17 protein-coding genes and 3 pseudogenes are annotated in these 18,267 nt (G+C 64.3%); 12 read left to right on the top strand and 8 right to left on the bottom strand.

Translation table 11 applies throughout. From position 1 onward, the window contains the following. The first annotated feature begins 25 nt into the window (after positions 1–25). Genes ABIF91_RS31805 through ABIF91_RS31795 form a run of 3 tightly spaced genes read left to right on the top strand, consistent with a single transcriptional unit; the run spans position 26 to position 3,661 of the window. On the top strand, positions 26–1,534 hold the full coding sequence (locus tag ABIF91_RS31805; protein ID WP_028180321.1) for a bifunctional 3-(3-hydroxy-phenyl)propionate/3-hydroxycinnamic acid hydroxylase: 1,509 nt from the start codon (positions 26–28) through the stop codon (positions 1,532–1,534). Between the two features lie 22 nt (positions 1,535–1,556). Beyond that, the gene (locus ABIF91_RS31800) at positions 1,557–2,408 is read left to right on the top strand and encodes a fumarylacetoacetate hydrolase family protein (RefSeq protein ID WP_028180320.1); all 852 of its coding nucleotides are present in this window, start codon (positions 1,557–1,559) and stop codon (positions 2,406–2,408) included. 41 nt (positions 2,409–2,449) lie between these two features. Next, entirely contained in the window at positions 2,450–3,661 is a 1,212-nt protein-coding gene (locus tag ABIF91_RS31795; RefSeq protein ID WP_028180319.1) for an ABC transporter substrate-binding protein, read from the top strand. A gap of 3 nt (positions 3,662–3,664) precedes the next feature. Here the strand turns inward: ABIF91_RS31795 and ABIF91_RS31790 are convergent, their stop codons facing one another. Then, the gene (locus ABIF91_RS31790) at positions 3,665–4,507 is read right to left on the bottom strand and encodes a hypothetical protein (RefSeq protein ID WP_028180318.1); all 843 of its coding nucleotides are present in this window, start codon (positions 4,505–4,507) and stop codon (positions 3,665–3,667) included. Between the two features lie 213 nt (positions 4,508–4,720). On the opposite strand from ABIF91_RS31790, the gene ABIF91_RS31785 reads away from it, so the two are divergent. The 4 genes from ABIF91_RS31785 to ABIF91_RS31770 are packed head-to-tail and all read left to right on the top strand — an operon-like array spanning position 4,721 to position 9,088. Next, a complete protein-coding gene (locus ABIF91_RS31785) occupies positions 4,721–5,608 on the top strand; it encodes an IclR family transcriptional regulator (RefSeq protein WP_028180317.1) in 888 nt (295 codons plus the stop codon). A gap of 1 nt (position 5,609) precedes the next feature. Next, positions 5,610–6,806 (top strand): CaiB/BaiF CoA transferase family protein, encoded by a 1,197-nt coding sequence (locus ABIF91_RS31780; RefSeq protein ID WP_028180316.1) that lies wholly within the window; start codon positions 5,610–5,612, stop codon positions 6,804–6,806. A gap of 54 nt (positions 6,807–6,860) precedes the next feature. Continuing rightward, positions 6,861–7,847 carry a Bug family tripartite tricarboxylate transporter substrate binding protein gene (locus ABIF91_RS31775; protein ID WP_028180315.1) on the top strand — a complete coding sequence of 329 codons (987 nt, stop codon included), beginning with the start codon at positions 6,861–6,863 and terminating at the stop codon, positions 7,845–7,847. Between the two features lie 20 nt (positions 7,848–7,867). Next, positions 7,868–9,088: an ABC transporter substrate-binding protein gene (locus ABIF91_RS31770; protein WP_028180314.1), complete on the top strand. Its 1,221-nt coding sequence runs from the start codon at positions 7,868–7,870 to the stop codon at positions 9,086–9,088. Between the two features lie 122 nt (positions 9,089–9,210). Here the strand turns inward: ABIF91_RS31770 and ABIF91_RS31765 are convergent, their stop codons facing one another. Beyond that, on the bottom strand, positions 9,211–9,708 hold the full coding sequence (locus ABIF91_RS31765; RefSeq protein ID WP_028180313.1) for a ferritin-like domain-containing protein: 498 nt from the start codon (positions 9,706–9,708) through the stop codon (positions 9,211–9,213). A gap of 335 nt (positions 9,709–10,043) precedes the next feature. Between ABIF91_RS31765 and ABIF91_RS31760 the strand changes: the two genes are divergently transcribed. Further along, a complete protein-coding gene (locus ABIF91_RS31760) occupies positions 10,044–10,361 on the top strand; it encodes a hypothetical protein (RefSeq protein WP_424579584.1) in 318 nt (105 codons plus the stop codon). Positions 10,362–10,518: 157 nt separating this feature from the next. Here the strand turns inward: ABIF91_RS31760 and ABIF91_RS31755 are convergent, their stop codons facing one another. Together ABIF91_RS31755 and ABIF91_RS31750 are read right to left on the bottom strand one after the other, a co-directional pair. After that, positions 10,519–11,010, bottom strand: coding sequence for an SRPBCC family protein (locus tag ABIF91_RS31755; protein ID WP_035676811.1), 492 nt, complete (start codon positions 11,008–11,010; stop codon positions 10,519–10,521). After that, positions 11,010–11,399: an ArsR/SmtB family transcription factor gene (locus ABIF91_RS31750; protein ID WP_028180311.1), complete on the bottom strand. Its 390-nt coding sequence runs from the start codon at positions 11,397–11,399 to the stop codon at positions 11,010–11,012. Before ABIF91_RS31750 ends, ABIF91_RS31755 begins: the two co-directional genes overlap by 1 nt. A 278-nt stretch (positions 11,400–11,677) precedes the next feature. Here ABIF91_RS31750 and ABIF91_RS31745 point away from each other — a divergent pair, with 278 nt between their 5' ends. Beyond that, positions 11,678–12,733 (top strand): serine hydrolase, encoded by a 1,056-nt coding sequence (locus ABIF91_RS31745; protein ID WP_424579835.1) that lies wholly within the window; start codon positions 11,678–11,680, stop codon positions 12,731–12,733. 10 nt (positions 12,734–12,743) lie between these two features. Here the strand turns inward: ABIF91_RS31745 and ABIF91_RS31740 are convergent, their stop codons facing one another. Beyond that, positions 12,744–13,448 (bottom strand): SDR family oxidoreductase, encoded by a 705-nt coding sequence (locus ABIF91_RS31740; RefSeq protein WP_028180309.1) that lies wholly within the window; start codon positions 13,446–13,448, stop codon positions 12,744–12,746. Between the two features lie 114 nt (positions 13,449–13,562). On the opposite strand from ABIF91_RS31740, the pseudogene ABIF91_RS31735 reads away from it, so the two are divergent. Next, positions 13,563–14,406: pseudogene (locus tag ABIF91_RS31735) on the top strand (GNAT family N-acetyltransferase). A gap of 196 nt (positions 14,407–14,602) precedes the next feature. Here the strand turns inward: ABIF91_RS31735 and ABIF91_RS31730 are convergent. The 3 genes and pseudogenes from ABIF91_RS31730 to ABIF91_RS31720 all read right to left on the bottom strand — a co-directional run. Continuing rightward, positions 14,603–14,884 (bottom strand): annotated as a pseudogene (locus tag ABIF91_RS31730) (transposase); the annotation flags it as partial. Positions 14,885–15,025: 141 nt separating this feature from the next. Further along, a protein-coding gene (locus ABIF91_RS31725) for an IS3-like element ISRj2 family transposase (RefSeq protein WP_424579834.1) occupies positions 15,026–16,155 on the bottom strand; the annotation gives its coding sequence in 2 pieces (ribosomal slippage) (positions 15,026–15,903 and positions 15,903–16,155; 1,131 coding nt in all). 87 nt (positions 16,156–16,242) lie between these two features. Beyond that, positions 16,243–16,569 (bottom strand): annotated as a pseudogene (locus ABIF91_RS31720) (transposase); the annotation flags it as partial. 63 nt (positions 16,570–16,632) lie between these two features. On the opposite strand from ABIF91_RS31720, the gene ABIF91_RS31715 reads away from it, so the two are divergent. Together ABIF91_RS31715 and ABIF91_RS31710 are read left to right on the top strand one after the other, a co-directional pair. Next, positions 16,633–16,932 (top strand): transposase, encoded by a 300-nt coding sequence (locus tag ABIF91_RS31715; RefSeq protein WP_424579583.1) that lies wholly within the window; start codon positions 16,633–16,635, stop codon positions 16,930–16,932. A 37-nt stretch (positions 16,933–16,969) separates the two neighbouring features. Further along, the gene (locus ABIF91_RS31710) at positions 16,970–18,238 is read left to right on the top strand and encodes an IS256 family transposase (protein WP_038952271.1); all 1,269 of its coding nucleotides are present in this window, start codon (positions 16,970–16,972) and stop codon (positions 18,236–18,238) included. Positions 18,239–18,267 lie beyond the last annotated feature (29 nt).

Genomic DNA, 18,267 nt, shown 5'->3' with positions numbered 1-18,267 from the left:
CATCGCTTGGGGAAGAGATAGCCCCATGCAAGATAAATCCGTCCCTGAAGAGTTTGACGTCGTGATCGTCGGTCGCGGCCCGGTGGGCGCCACGCTCGCCAACCTGCTCGGCCTCTGCGGCGTGCGGACGCTGGTGCTGGAGCGCGAGGCGCGGACCTACCATTTGCCGCGAGCGGTGCATTTCGACGACGAATGCATGCGCGTGTTCCAGACGGTCGGGCTCGCCGACGCGATCCTGCCGCATGTCATTCTCAGCCCCGGCATGCTCTTTCTCGATGCCGCCGGTCGCATGATGCTGGATTGGTCCCGTCCACAGACGCTGACGCCGATGGGCTGGAATCTCAGCTACCGCTTCCACCAGCCTGACCTCGAGGACGTTTTGATCGGCGGGCTCGCCCGCTGGCCGCACGTCACCCTGCGCAACCGCTGCGATGTGTTCGCGCTCGATCAGGACGAGGATGGCGTGCGCGTCCGCTACGAAGACCTCTCCAGCGGGAAGCTCATGGAAGTTCGCGCCGGCTATGTGATCGGCTGCGACGGCGCCCGCTCGCTGGTGCGCCGCTTCATCGGTTCTGGCATGGCCGACCTCGGCTTCCACGAGCGGTGGCTGGTGATTGACGTCCTGCTCAAACGCGAGCGCGACGATCTTGGCGATTACAGCCTCCAGCATTGCGATCCCAGGCGGCCCGCGACTTATGTGCGCGGCACCGGCAGGCGCCGACGCTGGGAGATCACGGTCCTCCCCGACGAGGATTCCCAGGAGGTCGCGCAACCCGCGAAGGTGTGGGAGCTTTTGTCGCGCTGGATCGCTCCCGACGATGCCGAGATCGAGCGCGCCGCGGTCTATACCTTTCATTCCGTCATCGCACAGCAATGGCGGAACGATCGACTGGTGCTCGCGGGCGATTCTGCGCACCAGACGCCGCCCTTTCTCGGCCAGGGCATGTGCGCCGGCATCCGCGATGCCGCCAACCTCGCCTGGAAGCTTGCCGCGGTCATTCGCGACGGCGCCCCGCCCCACCTGCTCGACACCTATCAGAGCGAGCGCCAGCCGCATGTGCGCGAATTCATCGAGCTCGCCATTCGCCTCGGCGGAATCATCAACACCAAGGCGATCGAGGCCGGCCTTGCCGCCGGCGAGGTGCGCGAAAATGCGCCGATCAAGCTGGAGGTGAAAAAGCCCCTGCTCGGCCCCGGGCTCGCGCTCGGCGATCTGCCTCTCGCCGGACATCTCGCGCCGCAGTTCGCGCTGCGAGACGGCAGCCGCAGCGACGACCGGATCGGCTACGGCCATGTCCTGCTCGTCGATAGCTCGGCCACGCCCCCTTCGCGTCCCGCTCATTCACTGCCGGGGATCGAGATCCTGACCAGCAATGATGCCGAGGCCGTCGGCCCTTGGCTGCGCGAGCACGGCATCATCGCCGCACTCGTTCGCCCCGACCGCTACATCCGCGGCACCGCCCGTAACGAGACCGACCTCGACCGGCTCTTGGCCGCCATCACGCCTCCAACCCACGTGCCGTCCGCGGCCTGAGCGAACATCCCAAGGACACCCCATGAAGCTGCTCTCTTTCATCGCCAACGGCCGCACCTCGTTCGGAGCCGTCAAGGACAATGGCGTCGTCGATCTGGGCTCGCGCATGACGGGCTGCACAACGCTGCGACAGTTGCTTGAAGCTGGCCGCGTCGCCGAAGCGGCCAAGCTTGCAGCCACCACTGCCCCCGACCATCCGCTCGACAGCATCACCTTCGCACCCGTGATCCCCGATCCCGGCAAGATCATCTGCGTCGGTCTCAACTATCGCGACCACGTGGCCGAGACCGGCCGCACCGTCACAGAGAAGCCGGCTCTGTTCGTTCGCTTCCCGTGCAGCCAGGTCGGCCATCTCCAGCCCATCATGAAACCGAAGGTCAGCGACGATTTCGACTATGAAGGCGAGCTCGCGCTCGTCATCGGCAAGGCGGGTCGTCACATTCCCGCCGGCCGCGCGCTCGACCACGTCGCCGGCTATTCCTGCTACAACGAAGGCAGCATCCGCGACTGGCAGCGCCACACCAGTCAATTCCTCGCCGGCAAGACCTTTGCCGAGAGCGGCAGTTTCGGTCCGTGGCTAGTGACGACGGACGAGATTCCCGATCCGTCAAAGCTCACTTTGCAGACCCGGCTAAATGGCAACGTCGTGCAGGACACCACGACGGATCTCCTGATCACCGCCATCCCCGAACTGATCGCCTACATCTCCACCATCTGCCCGCTCGTGCCCGGCGACGTCATCGTCACGGGCACGCCGGGCGGTGTCGGCGCCAAGCGCACGCCGCCGCTGTGGATGCGCCCCGGCGACACCGTCGAGGTCGAGATTTCCGGCATCGGCACCTTGCGCAACACGGTGATCGCCGAACCGGACTGACCGTCAAGACCGATCAATCAACGATAAAATCAGGAAACGCCATGGGCACGACCCGCACCACCTCCGCCGCCACCCTGCTGATGACACTCGCGCTCGCCGGCTCCGCTGCGCAGGCCGAAATCAAGGGCGACGCCATCCGCATCGGCGTGCTCACCGACATGAACGGCGTATTCGCAACCGCGATGGGTCCGGGCTCGGTCGAGGCGGCGCGCATGGCAGCGGAGGAGTTCGGCGGCAAGATCAACGGCAAGCCGATCGAGATCCTGCAGGCTGATCACCAGAACAAGCCGGATCTCGCGGCATCCCTCGCGCGAAAATGGTTCAGCGACGGGGTGCAGGCAATCGCCGATGGCGGCAGCTCCGGCGCGGCGCTCGCCGTTCAGGAGCTGGTGCGCGGCAATGGCAAGATATTCCTCATCTCCGGCGCCGGCGCGAACCAGCTGACCGACGAGGCCTGCGCGCCGACCAGCGTGCAATGGACCCAGGACGCCTACTCCACGGCGACTGCGGTGGTCTCCGGCATCATGCAGACCAGCAAGGAGCCGTGGTTCTTCATCACCGGCGACTACGCGTTCGGCCATTCGATCGAGGCGACCGCGCGCGACCGCATCGCCGCGCTGGGCGGCAAGGTCGCCGGCGGCGTCAAGGCGCAGCTTGGCACGCCCGATTACAGCTCATTCCTGCTCCAGGCGCAGTCGTCGGGCGCCAAGATCCTGGCCATCAACGTCGCCGGCGACAACGCGACCGCGATCAAGCAGGCTGAGGAATTCGGGCTCGCCGATCAGGGCATGAAGATCGTGCCAATGTCGTTCCAGAACGTCGACATCGAGTCCGTGGGCTTGAAGGCGACGCGCGGTGATCTCATCGTCACCTCGTTCTTCGAGGACGTCTCGCCCGCCGCCCGAAAATTCTCGGATGCATTCTATGGGCGGCGCAAGGCGATGCCCTCGCAGATCCAGGCCGGCGTCTACTCCGCCGTGCGCCATTATCTGCAAGCGATCAAGGACACCGATTCCGACGACAGCGCGACCGTGATGGCGAAGATGAAGGCAACCCCGGTGTCAGATGCCTACACGCCCAACGGCCGCATTCGCGAGGACCAGCGCATGGTGCACGATCTCTATCTGGTTCAGGTCAAGACGCCGGAAGAATCGAAAGGCCCGTGGGATTTCGTCAAGCTGGTCGCGACGATCCCGCCCGACCAGGCCTTTCGTCCGCTCGACCGCAGCAAATGCAGCCTGGTCGGCAAATAATCGCTAGGCCAGATAGCGCGTGATGTAGCCTTCCATCGCGTAGAGCGCGCAGAGCGCGAGGCTCGACCATACCGCGGCGCTGAAATACAGGAACATCCAGGTCAGCTCGCCCTTCCAATGCGCGATGTCGTGGGTCACGACCCAGCGCGTCGAGACGTCATGCAGGCCCTCGAGAAAGCCGAGGAACCTGTTGCCCTCGGCGTGCCCTGCCCGCCAGCGGCTGAGATACATGGGTACGTCGACGGTGATGAGGAAAGCGAGGAAGCAGGCGATGCCGACGACGCCTGACATCAGCGCCCAGCGCACCACGCCCTGGAATTCCGGCATCAGACGGCACAGCGCGATGCCGGCGAGGAAGAAGGTCACCGCCCACAGCGAATTCTCGATCGCGTTGTAGAGATAGTTGGTGGTCACCACCGCGTACCAGGAGAAGCATTCGGCGATGATGATCACCGGGACGATCACCCACGCGATGTTTACCACCGTCTCGGCGCCGGTCATGGTGCCGAGTTGATGCAGGATGATGGCCCATTGCGCCGCGAAGCAGACCTCGGCGACGGTCGCGACCGAACGTCCCACGAAGACGCTCGATAGCCAGGTGTCGAACAGGCAGATGCGCTGCACGTCGGCACGCGGCAGCACCGAGCGGAAGGCACAGCCGAACACATACCCGGCGCACAGCAGGAACATCAGCCCGATATCCGAGCCGCCACTGATGCTGCCTGCCACCGTCGGATAGAACTCGCGATAGAGCATGAACCAGACGAGAATATTGGCGCTGCTCACAAGCGTAAGGGATCCCCACCACCACGCGAGGGGATTTGACCGCGCCTGCCACTGCAACATGAGCCGCTCCGCTAAATTATCGATCTGACATGCCGTCGTAATAATCCTGTCACAGGACGGCATGCAATCGCGACAAAAATCTGTCTGCTCGGTCGTTTGAGAGCTGCCCCTCACGGAAGTGTCCCAAGTACAGTCGCGTCCACATATCGGACAATATCCGCGCCATTGGCGAATCTATTGGACATCCGAGCTGGGCCTGTCTGATAATTAGGAATGGCCCCGACGAGCTCATCCAAGCCACGACATCCGCCCTCCTCCGCCGCAGCAGTGCTCGCGGACAGCGCCGACGACGCCGCTTTCGCCACGACGCTGGCAAAGGGGCTCGTCGTGATCGAGGCGTTCAAGGCCGGGAGCACGCTGCTCGGCAACATGGAGCTGTCGACATTGACGGGCATCCCGCGGCCGACAGTGGCGAGGCTGACCCATACGCTGGCCGAGCTCGGCTATCTCCGCTACGACGCCGAGCGGGCGAAGTACCGCGTCGGTGCGCGGGCGCTGCGGATGGCGCATCCCCTGCTCGCCGGAATGCAATTCCGCCAAGTCGCGCGGCCCATGATGCAGGAGCTGGCGCACAGCGTCCGCGGCACGGTCTCGATCGGCCTGCTCGATGCCACCTCGATGATCTATGTGGAGACCGCGCGCTCCGGCGATGTCGGCCCGCACGTGCCCGACATCGGCATGCCCATTCCCGTCGTGATGACCGCCATGGGCCGCGCCGCGGCGTCGACCTTGCCGCCGGCCGATGCAGACCGGCTGGAACGGAACATCGCCGCCGAAGACGCCGGGCTGTGGTCGACGTTCCGGGACAAATACCGCGCCGGGATCGCGCAATGCAAAAACCGCGGCTTCTGCACCTGCTGGGGCGAGTACATGGCTTCGATCCATGCCGTCGCCGCGCCGCTGTTTCATGCGAGCGAATCGAAGCAGTCGTTCTCGATCAATTGCGGCATCCCCGCCTTCCGGCTCCAGCCAGGTCAGCTCGAGGGCGAGATCGGTCCGCGCATCGCGGCGCTCGCCGACAGCATCCGCGCCATCGTCGGGCAGGCAGAACTCACGACGCCGCCGCGCAAAACCAAGAAGATCACAAGCGGCGGGACATGACATGGCTGGGCCGCTCGAAGGATTGAAGGTTCTCGACATCGCGACGATCATCGCCGCGCCGTTCGCTGCCACGCTGCTGGCCGACTACGGCGCGGACGTGCTCAAGATCGAGATGCCCGGGCACGGCGACGGCGTGCGGTCGTTTCCGCCGTTCAAGGACGGCAAGCCGCTGTGGTGGAAGGCCGCCAACCGCAACAAGAAGTTTGCCACGCTCGACCTGCGCACGCCGGAAGGGCTCGCGCTGTTCAAGCAGCTGCTTCCGCGGTTCGACGTGCTGATCGAGAATTTTCGTCCGGGAACGCTGGATCGCTGGGGTCTTCCTAAGGAGGTGCTGTGGTCGATCCAGCCGCGCCTCGTGATTCTGCGCGCCACCGCCTTCGGGCAGGATGGGCCCTATCGCGAACGCCCCGGCTTTGCCCGCATCTTCGAGGCCATGGGCGGCCTGACCTACATCACCGGCGAGCGCGAGGGCGAGCCGACGCATCCCGGCTACCCGATCGGGGATTCGATCGGAGGCCTGTTCGGCGCCGTTGGCGTGCTCGCGGCGCTGTGGAAGCGAGCGCGCGACCCCGATGCGCCCGGCGAGGAGATCGATCTTTCGCTGACCGAAGCGACCTTCCGCCTGCTCGACGTCCTCGCCATCGAGCACGATCAGCTCGGCACCGTTCGCAGCCGCATCGGCAATGCCAACGGCTATTCGGCCCCGGCCGCCGTGTTTCGCACCAGCGACGATCACTGGGTGACGCTGGCAGGTTCGACCAACGCCCTCTTTGCCGCGAACTGCAGGGCGATCGAACGGCCCGACCTGATCACCGATCCGCGCTTTGCCAGCAACGACCGGCGCGTCCAGCACGCTTCCGAACTCAACAGCATTTTCGCCGGCTGGTGTGCCACCCATCCCCTCGACGAGGTTCTCGCGCGATTCAATGCCGCGCAAGGCACGCTCGCCCCGATCTATTCGATCGACCAGATCGCCGACGACCCGCAAGTGAAAGCGCGCGAGGTCATCACCCGCGTCCCCGACCGGGACTTCGGCACGGTCGCCATGACCAATGTCGTCCCGCGCTTCGCAAATGATCCCGCGCAAATGCGCCACGCCGCCGGCGACGTCGGCCAGGACAATGACGAGGTGTTTCGGAATTGGCTCGGCCTTTCCGACCAGGAGGTCGAAAGGCTCACCGAGCGAAAGGTGATCTGAACGCAACAAGAAGACCAATAAAAAGCAGAGAAGAAAATAGGGAGGAAGAAAACAGTGGCATCATTCAAGGTCACACGCCGAACCCTGCTGGGCACGCTCGCAGGCGGACTGGTCGCGGGCTCAAGCCTGAGGTCCCAGGCCGAGGACGCCTGGCCCTCGCGCATGGTGCGGCTGATCTCGCCGTACGGGCCAGGCGGCTCCAACGACATCTCGCTGCGCCTGCTGGCCGAGGAGTTCGGCCGCAGCCTGCGTCAGCAGTTCATCGTCGAGAACAAGCCGGGTGCCGGCACGCGCATCGCCAACGACATGGTCGCCCATGCGCCGGGCGACGGCTACACCATTCTCTACGTTGCGGCACCCTACGCCACCGCCGAAGCATTGTTCGGCAAGCTGACCTATGAGCGTAAGGATCTGCAGCCTGTGGCAATGGTGGTGATCGCGCCGCTATTCCTCATCATCAGCGCAGATGCGCCGTTCAAGACGTTGCCGGAGCTGATCGCCTACGGCAAATCCAAGCCCGACGGCCTCACCTTCGCCTCGCCCGGTGCCGGCTCGCAGCCGCATCTGGCCGGAGAGCTCCTGTTCCGGGATGCCGGCGTCAAGGGCCTCAACATCCCGTTCCGGGGCGATGCGGCTTCCTACACCGAGCTGCTCGCGGGCCGCGTCGACGCCACGCTGACCGCGCTGCCGACTGCCCTGCCCTACATCCAGAGCGGCAAGTTCATCGTGCTCGGCGTCGCCTCAGCCGAGCGTAGCGCGCTCTACCCGCAGGCGCCGACGCTGCGCGAGCAGGGCTTCCCCAACGTCGCCGCCGCCGGGTGGTACGGCTTCATGGCGCCGTCCACGACGCCGCGCGCGATCGTCGACAAGCTCCAGGCCGAGGTTCTGCGCGCGCTCGCCGAACCCGCAATCAAGGACAAGCTGACCGCCCAGGGCCTCGAAGTGCGTGCCGGCACTGCAGCCGAGTTCGGCCGGTTCATCGACAACGAGACGCAGAAGTGGACCAGGCTGATCCGCGACGCCGGTCTCAAGGGCGAATAGCAAGCGGGAGGGACAAGCACATGACAAGCACTCTTCTCAAGCGCATCGCAGCTTCCGCGCTGCTTCTGGCGCTCTCGATCACGGCAGCGCAGGCGCAGAAGAAATACGACCCCGGCGCGTCCGATACCGCGATCAAGGTCGGTCAGACCGTGCCGCTCAGCGGCCCGGCCTCGGCCTATGCCGTGATCGGCAAGACCCAGGCCGCCTATATGAGGATGATCAACGACCAGGGCGGCGTGAATGGCCGCAAGGTCGAGCTGATCCAGTATGACGACGCCTATTCGCCGCCGAAAACGGTGGAGCAGACCCGCCGGCTGGTGGAAAGCGACGAGGTGCTGCTGACGTTCCAGATCATCGGCACGGCGCCGAACGTCGCCGTCCAGAAATATCTCAACGCCAGGAAAATCCCGCAGCTCTTCGCCGCCACCGGCGCGGCGCGCTTCACCGACCCGAAGAACTTCCCGTGGACGATGGGCTTCAACCCGTCCTACCTCGTCGAGGGCCGCATCTACGCGCAGTACCTGCTGAAGAACCACCCGAACGCGAAGATCGGCGTGCTCTACCAGAACGACGACCTTGGCAAGGATTATCTCGCCGGCCTCAAGGCCGGCCTCGGCGAGAAGGCGAACATGGTCGTGGCCGAGACGTCCTACGAGATCACCGAGCCGACGATCGACTCGCAGATTCTGCGGTTGAAGGATGCGGGTGCCGACGTGCTGTTCAGCGCGACGACCCCGAAGCAGGCGGCCCAGGCGATCAAGAAGGTCGCCGAGATCGGCTGGAAGCCGCTGCACATCATCGACATCAACGCCTCCTCGGTCAGCGCCGTGCTGAAGCCCGCGGGGCTCGAAAACTCGAAAGGCGTCGTCAGCGTCGGTTACGTCAAGGATGCCGCCGACCCCGAATGGAAGGACGATGCCGGCATGAAGCGCTATTTCGCCTTCATGGCCAAGTACTATCCTGATGGCGACAAGGATTCGAACCTGAACGTCTACGGCTACATCACCGCGCAGCTGCTGGTGCAGGTGCTGAAGCAGTGCGGCGACGATCTCACCCGCGACAACGTCATGCGACAGGCGGCCAACCTCAAGAACGTCGAGCTCGACCTGACGCTCCCGGGGATCTCGGTCACGACCTCACCGACCGACTATCGGGTCAACAAGCAGTTCCAGATGGTGCAGTTCGACGGCCTGCGCTGGCAGAAGCTCGGCGACATCGTGACGGATGAGGCCAGGGAGTGAGACGGCGAGAGGCCGTTTAGCCGTGATCGTTCCTGCCGGTCAACGCACGCAAAGCGAAGGCACGAAAGAGCCACCGGCCGCCCTGGCGCGCCGGTGGTTCGATATCGGCGGGGATCTCCGAGCTACGCGGCCTGGCGCTGATGCGTCAGGTACTCCATCGTCACCTTCTCGACATTGGAGTCGATCCAGGCAGCCATGCGTTGCTCCTCCTTCAGCGATGTCTCGAGCGCTGCCTTGGCCTCCGGCATGCCGGCTGCGCTGCAGAGCGCGAGGAGCGACTTGTAGGCGGCGATCTCGAAATTCTCGAACGCATTGTTCGCGAAGGTGTTCTTGAGAATCTCGTCGCCGGCAACCGAATGCGCCATGGCCGTCATGTTGGCCATCACCGACTGTGCGGTGTCCTTCAGGGTCGACGTGCTCTCGCCACAGGCCTCCAGGCATTTCTCCAGCCGGCGCAATTGCTCGTTGGTCTCCTGAAGGTGAGCGGTGACCTTCGCCTTGACCTCGGGATAATCGTCCAGCCGCTCAGACTGGCGCTCCATCAACTCTCGCGCCTGCACTTCCATCGCATGCGCATTGCGTAGTCCCACCACGAACGTATCGCGGGCTGCATTAGCCATTTTCCTGTCCTCCGTTTTGACTGGCTTCGTTCGCGCAACAGGGAAGCACGGGCGATTGTTCCTAAGAGGACCGGGCTGATTGCCGCAGGAGACTGATTGTCTCAACGAGTGTTCCGGCCGAAGGACCCGGCGCTAACCTGGGATAGCGAAACGCAAAACAGGGAGATGATGCCGCCTCGTATTCGATGCTCCCGCTGAACGGTTCGACGAGGTCGCCGTGCCTCTCGATCAACGAACGTAGGAACGCTTGGCGTCACGCGTGATTGGTCCGTCGCAAACCTCAAGGAGAAACAACATGCGTAAGACAATTCTGACGATCTTCACAGCCGCGGTACTTGCCGGCGCTTCAGTCGGCGGAGCGTTCGCGCAAGGCGCGGGCGGAGGTGCCGGCGGCGGAGCCGGTGGCGGCGCAGGTGCAGGTGCAGGTGCAGGTGGTGCGGGCGGCGCAGGTGCAGGTGGTGCGGGCGGCGCAGGTGCCGGAGCCGGCGGCGGCTCGGGTGATGGTGGCGGCGCGGGCGCTGGTGCGGGAAGCGCCGGAGGCGGCGGCGGCATCACCCATGTGGAGCGTGGCGGACAGGGCGCTTCCAGCCCTCAGGGCATGCGCAATGAAACCACTCCACGATCCGACGGCACAACGCGGCGCTAAAGCATGATCCGGAAAAGTGCGTAGCAATTTTCCGAAAACATCATGCTTAAACAACAACCTAAAGCGCGATGGCGATTCATCCTGATCGCATCGCGCTTTAGGAGAGCACGCCTACCCTGTCATTCCGGGCACGCCCTGTTGAGCGTCCCGGAATGACGCTGCCCTCACCGGCTCATAGCCGCGACATAGGCGGCAAGCTTGTCCAGCGTCTGGTAGCCGTATTCGACGGCGCCGAAGCCGATCATGCCGTCGCGCTGCTCGGTGCTCGAGGCCAGCTGGCGCATCATCAGAACGGTCTTGCCGTTGCTCTGCTCGGCAAAGGTGACGGTGAAGCGGAACATGCCGGGATCATCATCCTGGTCGAGGCCGTGATCCATCTCCATCAGAGAAGGCCGCTCGATGCGACGGAACCGCATGCGGTTCGGGTACACCGTGCCGTCGGGTCCGATCATGTTGAAGCGCCAGACGCCGCCGACCCGCACGTCGATCTCGAAGGTCTCGACCTTGAATCCTTTCGGCCCGAACCATTGCGGCAGATGCTTCGGGTCGGACCACGCCTCGAATACCAGCTCGCGCGGCGCGTCGATCACGCGCGACATTACGATCTCGCGGTCGAGCGACCATTGCGACAGGGCGGGATTGGCAGAATTGGTCATCACTCGGAACCTTTCCGTTTGGTTGTTCGGGACGGCCGCTTGGCGCCCGCCCTCTCCTTCTCTTTCTTGAGCTTCATCACGTAGGCCTCGAAGCGGTCGAGCCGCGCCTCCCACACCGCGCGCTGCTGCTGGAACCAATCCTCCGCGCCGACAAGCGCGTCCGGACTGAGACGGCAGGTGCGCACGCGGCCCGACTTTTCCGAAAGAACGAGCCCGCTCGTCTCCAGCACGTGGATGTGTTTCATGAAGCTCGGCAGCGCCATGTCGAAGGGATCGGCGAGCTCGCCGACCGACGCCTCGCCGTCGCAGAGCCGCATTACGATCGCCCGCCGCGTCGGATCGGCGAGCGCTGCGAAGACCTGGTCGAGATTGGATGATTGGTTAGCCATGAAGATAACTATACACCCCCGATGACGGGCGTCAACAATTGTTAGCCTGATGGCTCAGTTTTCACTCGGATGACGGGAACCCACAACGCGCAATCGTGAATTGGGACCTCGCGCCCTCCTCGCTAAACCCTGCTCCGGGGGCGCATCAGCATGATCGATCAGAGCACGTGCCGCCTGTTGTCATCACGTCCCCGATCACCCGGCGAGGCTTCGCCCGGACCGCATCCATTTCGATGGCGATGGCGCTTTGCCCGCGCCGCGCCTCGGCCGATTCCGACATGATTGCGCAGATGCGCGACATCGTCGCCGGCGAGATCGCGTCGACCGCGACGCCGGACCATGCGGGCGGCCTCGCCGCCGCGCTCTATGCCGGCCGCCATGTCGAATTCTTCAACTACGGGTTCGCCGATTATGCCGCCAGGCGGCCGGTGACGCCCGACACGCTGTTCAACCTCGCCTCCCTGCGAAAGCCGTTCGAGGCCACGCTCGTGGCGCTCGGCGTGCTGCGGGGCGAGCTGCGGCTCGACGATCGTCTCCCGAAATACCTGCCCGAGCTGAGCGGCAACTACATCCGCAACGTCACTGTGGGCCAGTTGGCGACGCACACCTCGGGGCTGCTGCTCCCGACCGACCATCCGCCCTGGCCGAACGAAGAGTATACGCGCGAGCAGTTCATCGCCATGCTGAACGCCTTCACGCCGGCGCCCGGCGTCGCACCCGGCCGGCAACGCGTCTACACCCATGCCGGCTATGTGCTGCTTCAGCTCGTGCTCGAGCGCTGCTACGACAGGCCGATCCATGCGCTGATCCAGCACCGCATTCTCCGTCCCCTCGCCATGGGCTCCACGTTCGTCCCCGAGCGCGGCCCGGATAATCGCGCCGTCATGGACGTGGCGGCGATGCAGCGCGTGGTCCAGGGCTATTCCGACCAGGGCATGGCGATCGGACCGATCGGCAATCAGCAGAGCTACTTCGACTTCCCCGGCACCGGGCAGATGTTCTCCTCTGCGCGAGACCTCGCGACGTTCATCGCCGCCTGCGTCGACGGCCGCGCGATCGACCCGCATTTGCGCGACGCCCTGCGGCTGACGCAGCGTGAGGCCTTCCGCGTCGACGAAAAATTCGGACAGGGCATGGCCTGGGAGACCGTGCGCCTCCCAGGCGTCACCATCGTCGACAAGCCCGGCGGGCTCAACAACGCCTCCGGCTATATCGGCCTGGTACCGGCGCGGCGGATCGGCATCGTCCTGCTCGCCAATCGCGGCGAGTATCCGCACGAGATCGCCCGCTACAAGATCCTGCCGGCGCTGGCGCGGCTCATCGCCTCACATTGAGACGGCCGCCTCAGACCGAGCGGGTCAGCCCGCCGTCGACGCGGATGTTCTGGCCGGTGATGTAGGCCGCGCCGTCGGAGGCCAGGAACGAGATCGTCGCCGCGATCTCCTCGACCTTGCCGTAGCGCTTCATCGGCACGCTGTCGCGTCGCGCGTCCTGCTGCGGCAGGCTGTCGATCCAGCCCGGCAGCACGTTGTTCATGCGGACATTGTCGGCCGCGTAAGTGTCGGTGAAGATCTTGGTGAAGGCTGCAAGGCCCGCGCGGAACACCGCCGAGGTCGGGAACATCGCGCTTGGCTCGAACGCCCAGGCCGTCGAGATGTTGATGATGGCGCCGCCCTTCTGCGCCTGCATCAGCGGCGTCACCAGCCGCGTCGCGCGGATCACGTTCAGCAGATAGGTGTCGAGGCCGGCGTGCCACTGCTCGTCGGTAATCTCGGTGATGGGCGCACGCGGCCCGTACCCGGCGCTGTTGACGAGCACGTCGATCCGTCCCCACTTCGCCATCGCGGCGTCGACCAGGCGCTTCAGGTCGTCGTTCGACTGGTTCGAGCCGGTGACGCCGCAGCCGCCGAGTTCGGCAGCCAGCGCCTCGCCCTTGCCGGAGGACGACAGGATCGCGACGCGAAACCCGTCCGCGGCCAGCCGCCGCGCAGCCCCCGCCCCCATGCCGCTGCCGCCGGCGGTCACGAGCGCAACCTTCTCTGCTGCCATGACCGATCATCCCTGTGTTGAGGCGAGCCGCAGGCTCGGACTATCATGAGGCCTTCTACAGCCAGACCTCTCGGCAGGTCCATGGTCGAAGGCATCCATCATGAGCGACTCGAGATGAGTGAATTGCAGATCCGCAATCTGCGCCCCGACGAAATCGCCCTCGCCGTCGACTGGGCCGCGGCCGAGGGATGGAATCCGGGCCTTGCCGATGCCGCCTGCTTCGCCATCCCCGATGCGCAAGGCTTCTTCGTCGGCGAAATCGACGGCGAGCCGGTCGCGACCGTCTCCTGCGTCAATTACGACGAGCGATTCGCCTTCCTCGGCTTCTACATCGTGCGCGAGCGCTTTCGCGGCGCGGGCCATGGCCTGCGCATCTGGAACGCAGCCATCGCGCATGCAGGCGCGCGCGTGATCGGGCTCGACGGCGTCGTGGCGCAGCAGGACAATTACAAGAGGTCCGGCTTCCAGCTCGCTTACGCCAATATCCGCTATGGTGGCGTCGTGGCCGCGCCACCGAGACCACCTGCCGAGGTCGTCACCCTCGACAAGATCCCATTTGCAATCGTTGAAGCTGATGACGCCACCGTGTTCCCTGCCGCGCGCAGCGCCTTCCTGCGCGCCTGGATCAACGCATCAGGCCATATGGGCCGCGCGCTGCTGCGTGACGGCAGGCTCGCCGCATGGCGGCGTGATCCGTCCGTGCCGGACGGGCTACAAGATCGGCCCGCTCATCGCCGACGACCGCGCGGCAGCGGATGTGGTCGTGCAGGCCCTGGTCGGAAGCGCGGGCGGCGGCGAGGTCTTCCTCGATGTCCCCGCCATCAATCGCGAGGCGATCGCGCTCGCGGAGGCGCTCGGCCTCAAGCCGGTGTTCGAGACGGCACGGATGTACACGGGGCCGATCGCACCGCTGCGGCTCGACCGCGTCTTCGGCGTGACCAGCTTCGAGCTGGGCTAAAGCATGATCCCGACCCGAAGGGCCGCGCTAAAGCGGAATGGCTTTAGGTTGAATCGATGGCGACGAGCTCGGTGCAACCTCTCCCGCTTGCGGGAGAGGTCGCGCCGAAGGCGCGGGTGAGGGCTTTCTCCTCTAGGGAATTGTCCCATCGCGGAAATACCCTGAGCTATGGCTGATTTTGGGTGACGCGGCCTGATCAGGCGGCGTGGCTTTCAGTGTTCGGAATGACTTCGATTCCGTCGATGAACTTTACACCGGCGATGACTTTCGGCAACTGGTTCGTGCTCTTCAATCGCCGCCAGGTCTTCGATGCGGCGTCGATGAGCTTGAACACCATCAGCTTCGCAGTTTGTTGCGACAGCGATCCCTTGGTCCGCACCGTTCGGTGGCGCACCGTGGCGAAGACGCTCTCGATCGGGTTCGAGCTGCGTAGGTGGATCCAGTGCTCAGCAGGGAAGTCGAAGAAGGCGAGCAGAGCTGGCCCCGGTTGTTTGGACAGCGCCCCGCTGGATTTAAGTGGATTCCTGCCGGGTTATGCTGAACGCGGGGCTTTACGGTTTTGTCGTTGCGTCGGGAGGGCGTAGCCCGACCAGAGCGACGACAAAACCGTCGGCGACGGTCATGCGGCCATCACCATAGCTTGCGTGCCGAAGTAAGCCTCGTCGGGCGTGCGCCCGTCAAGGCTCGAGTGAGGGCGTCCCTGATTGTAGAAGGCCAGATACTTGGCAATTGACGCTCGCGCCTCGGACACGCTGTCGTAGGCGCGGAGATATACTTCTTCGTATTTGACCGTGCGCCAGAGCCGCTCGACAAACACGTTGTCGCGCCAGGCGCCCTTGCCGTCCATGCTGATGGCGATCTTCGCGTCCAGCAGCACATCGGTGAACTCGAGGCTGGTGAACTGGCTGCCCTGATCCGTGTTGAAAATCTCGGGCCTGCCGTGCTTCGCCAACGCCTCCTGGACCGCTTCGACGCAGAAGGCCGCCTCCATTGTGATCGAGACGCGATGGGCCAGGACCCGTCGGCTGAACACATCGACGACCGCCGCGAGATAGACGAAGCCACGCCGCATCGGAATGTAGGTGATGTCCATTGCCCACGCATGGTCGGGCCGCTCGATCTTCAATCCGCGCAACAGGTACGGGTAGATCTTGTGACCCGGAGCCGGCTTGCTCGTGTTCGGGCGACGATAGACCGCCTCGATCCCCATGCGCTTCATCAGCGTCGCGATGTGGCGGCGACCGGCGTATACGCCCTCCCGCCGCAGCAACGATCGCAGCATACGCGCTCCCGCGAAGGGATAATTGAGATGCAGCTCATCGAGCCGACGCATCAAGGCAAGGTCCTCGGCCGAAACTGGCCGAGGTTCATAGTAGACCGTGCTGCGAGCCAGCTTCAGGACCTTCGCCTGGCGCACGATAGAAAGATCATGACCGCGGTCGATCATCGCTTTGCGCTCAGCAGGCCCGCCTTGGTGAGCGCGCCGGACAAAAAATCGTTTTCCAACGCCAGCTCGCCGATCTTGGCATGTAACGCCTTCAAATCGACCGGCGTCTCGGCCGATGTCTTGTCATGCCCAAACACGCCGGCGGCGCCTTCCAGGAGCTGGTTTTTCCAGATCGTGATCTGGTTCGGATGAACATCAAACAGTTGCGCCAGCTCCGCCAGTGTCTTGTCGCCTTTGACCGCAGCCAAAGCAACCTTCGCCTTGAATGCCGGAGAATGCGTCCGGCGGCTCTTCTTCGTCATCTTCGCTCCTGATTCGCAGCAAGAATCCTCGCCGCTGTCAGGCAGAAAATCCACTCAAGCTACTGTCCGAATTTGCGGGGCCAGCTCTAGCAGCGCATGGCGATCCTTGATCAGGCACTCCACCGCACGTCCGTATTTGACGTGGTATTTCTCGACGAAGACGTCGATCGCGGTTTCAGCTTCGGCCCGGTGTGGGGCCAGATAGATGTTCCGCAGGTCGTTCTTCATGGGGCCCTGCACGGATTTGGCGACCTTGTCGAGTACGTTGCTCACTTTATGGCACCAGCATCGTTGGTGCCGCGTGCCGGGAAAGGCCTCGTCCAGTGCCTTCCAGAAGCCGAGGGCGCCGTCGCCGATGGCGAGTTGCGGGGCAATCCGTAACCCGCGTTGCCGCAGGTCGATCAGGAGTTCGCGCGAGGGTGTCAGTAACTCGGTGTAAGATGGTTTCTGTGAGTTTACCTTTGACAGGAGACTCACATGGCTACGGATTTTTCACCTGAGATTTTGGACCAGCTTCTTGCCGGGGGCAGCCTCAAGCCAGAAGACTTAGCCGGCGAAGACGGGCTTTTCAGACGACTGAAGAAGGCGCTTCTGGAGCGCGCACTGGGTGCGGAGCTGACCCACCACCTTGGCTATGAGAAGGGCGACCCGGCGGGCCGCGGGTCGGGCAACAGCCGCAACGGCACAAGCAGCAAAGCGCTGTTGACGGACGACGGCGAGCTATGGCGGAATCTGGGTGATGACGGTGTGAGGAAGGCGGCGTATCGAGGCGGGTGACGAGCCTGCCAGAACCTCTCGAGGAGAGCGATACGCCATGACCGAGACTACCAATGTTCTTGCTTTCCGTCAGCCGTCCGCGGTTGATGATCCACTGACCGATATCGTTCGTGCCGGCGCGCGGGACCTGCTTGCCAGGGCGATCGAGATCGAGGTTGGCGCGTTTCTGGCCAGCACGGCCAATCTGACGCTGCCCGACGGTCGAGCGCGCCTGGTCCGACATGGGCACGGTCCGGTGCGCGAGATTGCGACCGGCATCGGTCCGGTGGAGGTCGCTCGTCCCAAGGTCCGCGACCGCGGAGCGAGCGGGCCAGGCGACCGCCTCCGCTTCAGTTCGGCAATCCTGCCGCTATGGGCGCGGCGGACGAAGAGCCTGGATGCCTTGATCCCGGTCCTCTATTTGCGCGGCATCTCGACCGGCGACTTCCAGGAGGCGCTCTCGGCGCTGCTCGGCAAGGATGCGCCGAACCTGTCGCCTTCGGTGATCGCCGGCCTGAAGGCCGATTGGCAGGTCGAGTACGAACGCTGGCAGAGACGCGATCTGTCGGCGCGTCGCTATGTCTACATCTGGGCCGATGGCGTGTACCTGCAGGCCCGCATGGAAGATCACAGCGAATGCATGCTGGTGCTGATTGGCACCACGCCGGAAGGCAAGAAGGAGCTGATCGGCTTCCAGGTCGGCGTGCGCGAGAGCGCGCAGAGCTGGCGCGAACTCCTGATCGACCTGCGGCAACGCGGGTTACGGATTGCCCCGCAACTCGCCATCGGCGACGGCGCCCTCGGCTTCTGGAAGGCACTGGACGAGGCCTTTCCCGGCACGCGGCACCAACGATGCTGGTGCCATAAAGTGAGCAACGTACTCGACAAGGTCGCCAAATCCGTGCAGGGCCCCATGAAGAACGACCTGCGGAACATCTATCTGGCCCCACACCGGGCCGAAGCTGAAACCGCGATCGACGTCTTCGTCGAGAAATACCACGTCAAATACGGACGTGCGGTGGAGTGCCTGATCAAGGATCGCCATGCGCTGCTCGCCTTCTTCGACTTCCCTGCTGAGCACTGGATCCACCTACGCAGCTCGAACCCGATCGAGAGCGTCTTCGCCACGGTGCGCCACCGAACGGTGCGGACCAAGGGATCGCTGTCGCAACAAACTGCGAAGCTGATGGTGTTCAAGCTCATCGACGCCGCATCGAAGACCTGGCGGCGATTGAAGAGCACGAACCAGTTGCCGAAAGTCATCGCCGGTGTAAAGTTCATCGACGGAATCGAAGTCATTCCGAACACTGAAAGCCACGCCGCCTGATCAGGCCGCGTCACCCAAAATCAGCCATA

Source organism: Bradyrhizobium sp. USDA 241, assembly GCF_049739505.1.
Classification (GTDB): domain Bacteria; phylum Pseudomonadota; class Alphaproteobacteria; order Rhizobiales; family Xanthobacteraceae; genus Bradyrhizobium; species Bradyrhizobium liaoningense.
The sequence above is the reverse complement of the archived record's forward strand: the minus strand, read 5'-3'. Positions and strand labels throughout refer to the sequence as shown.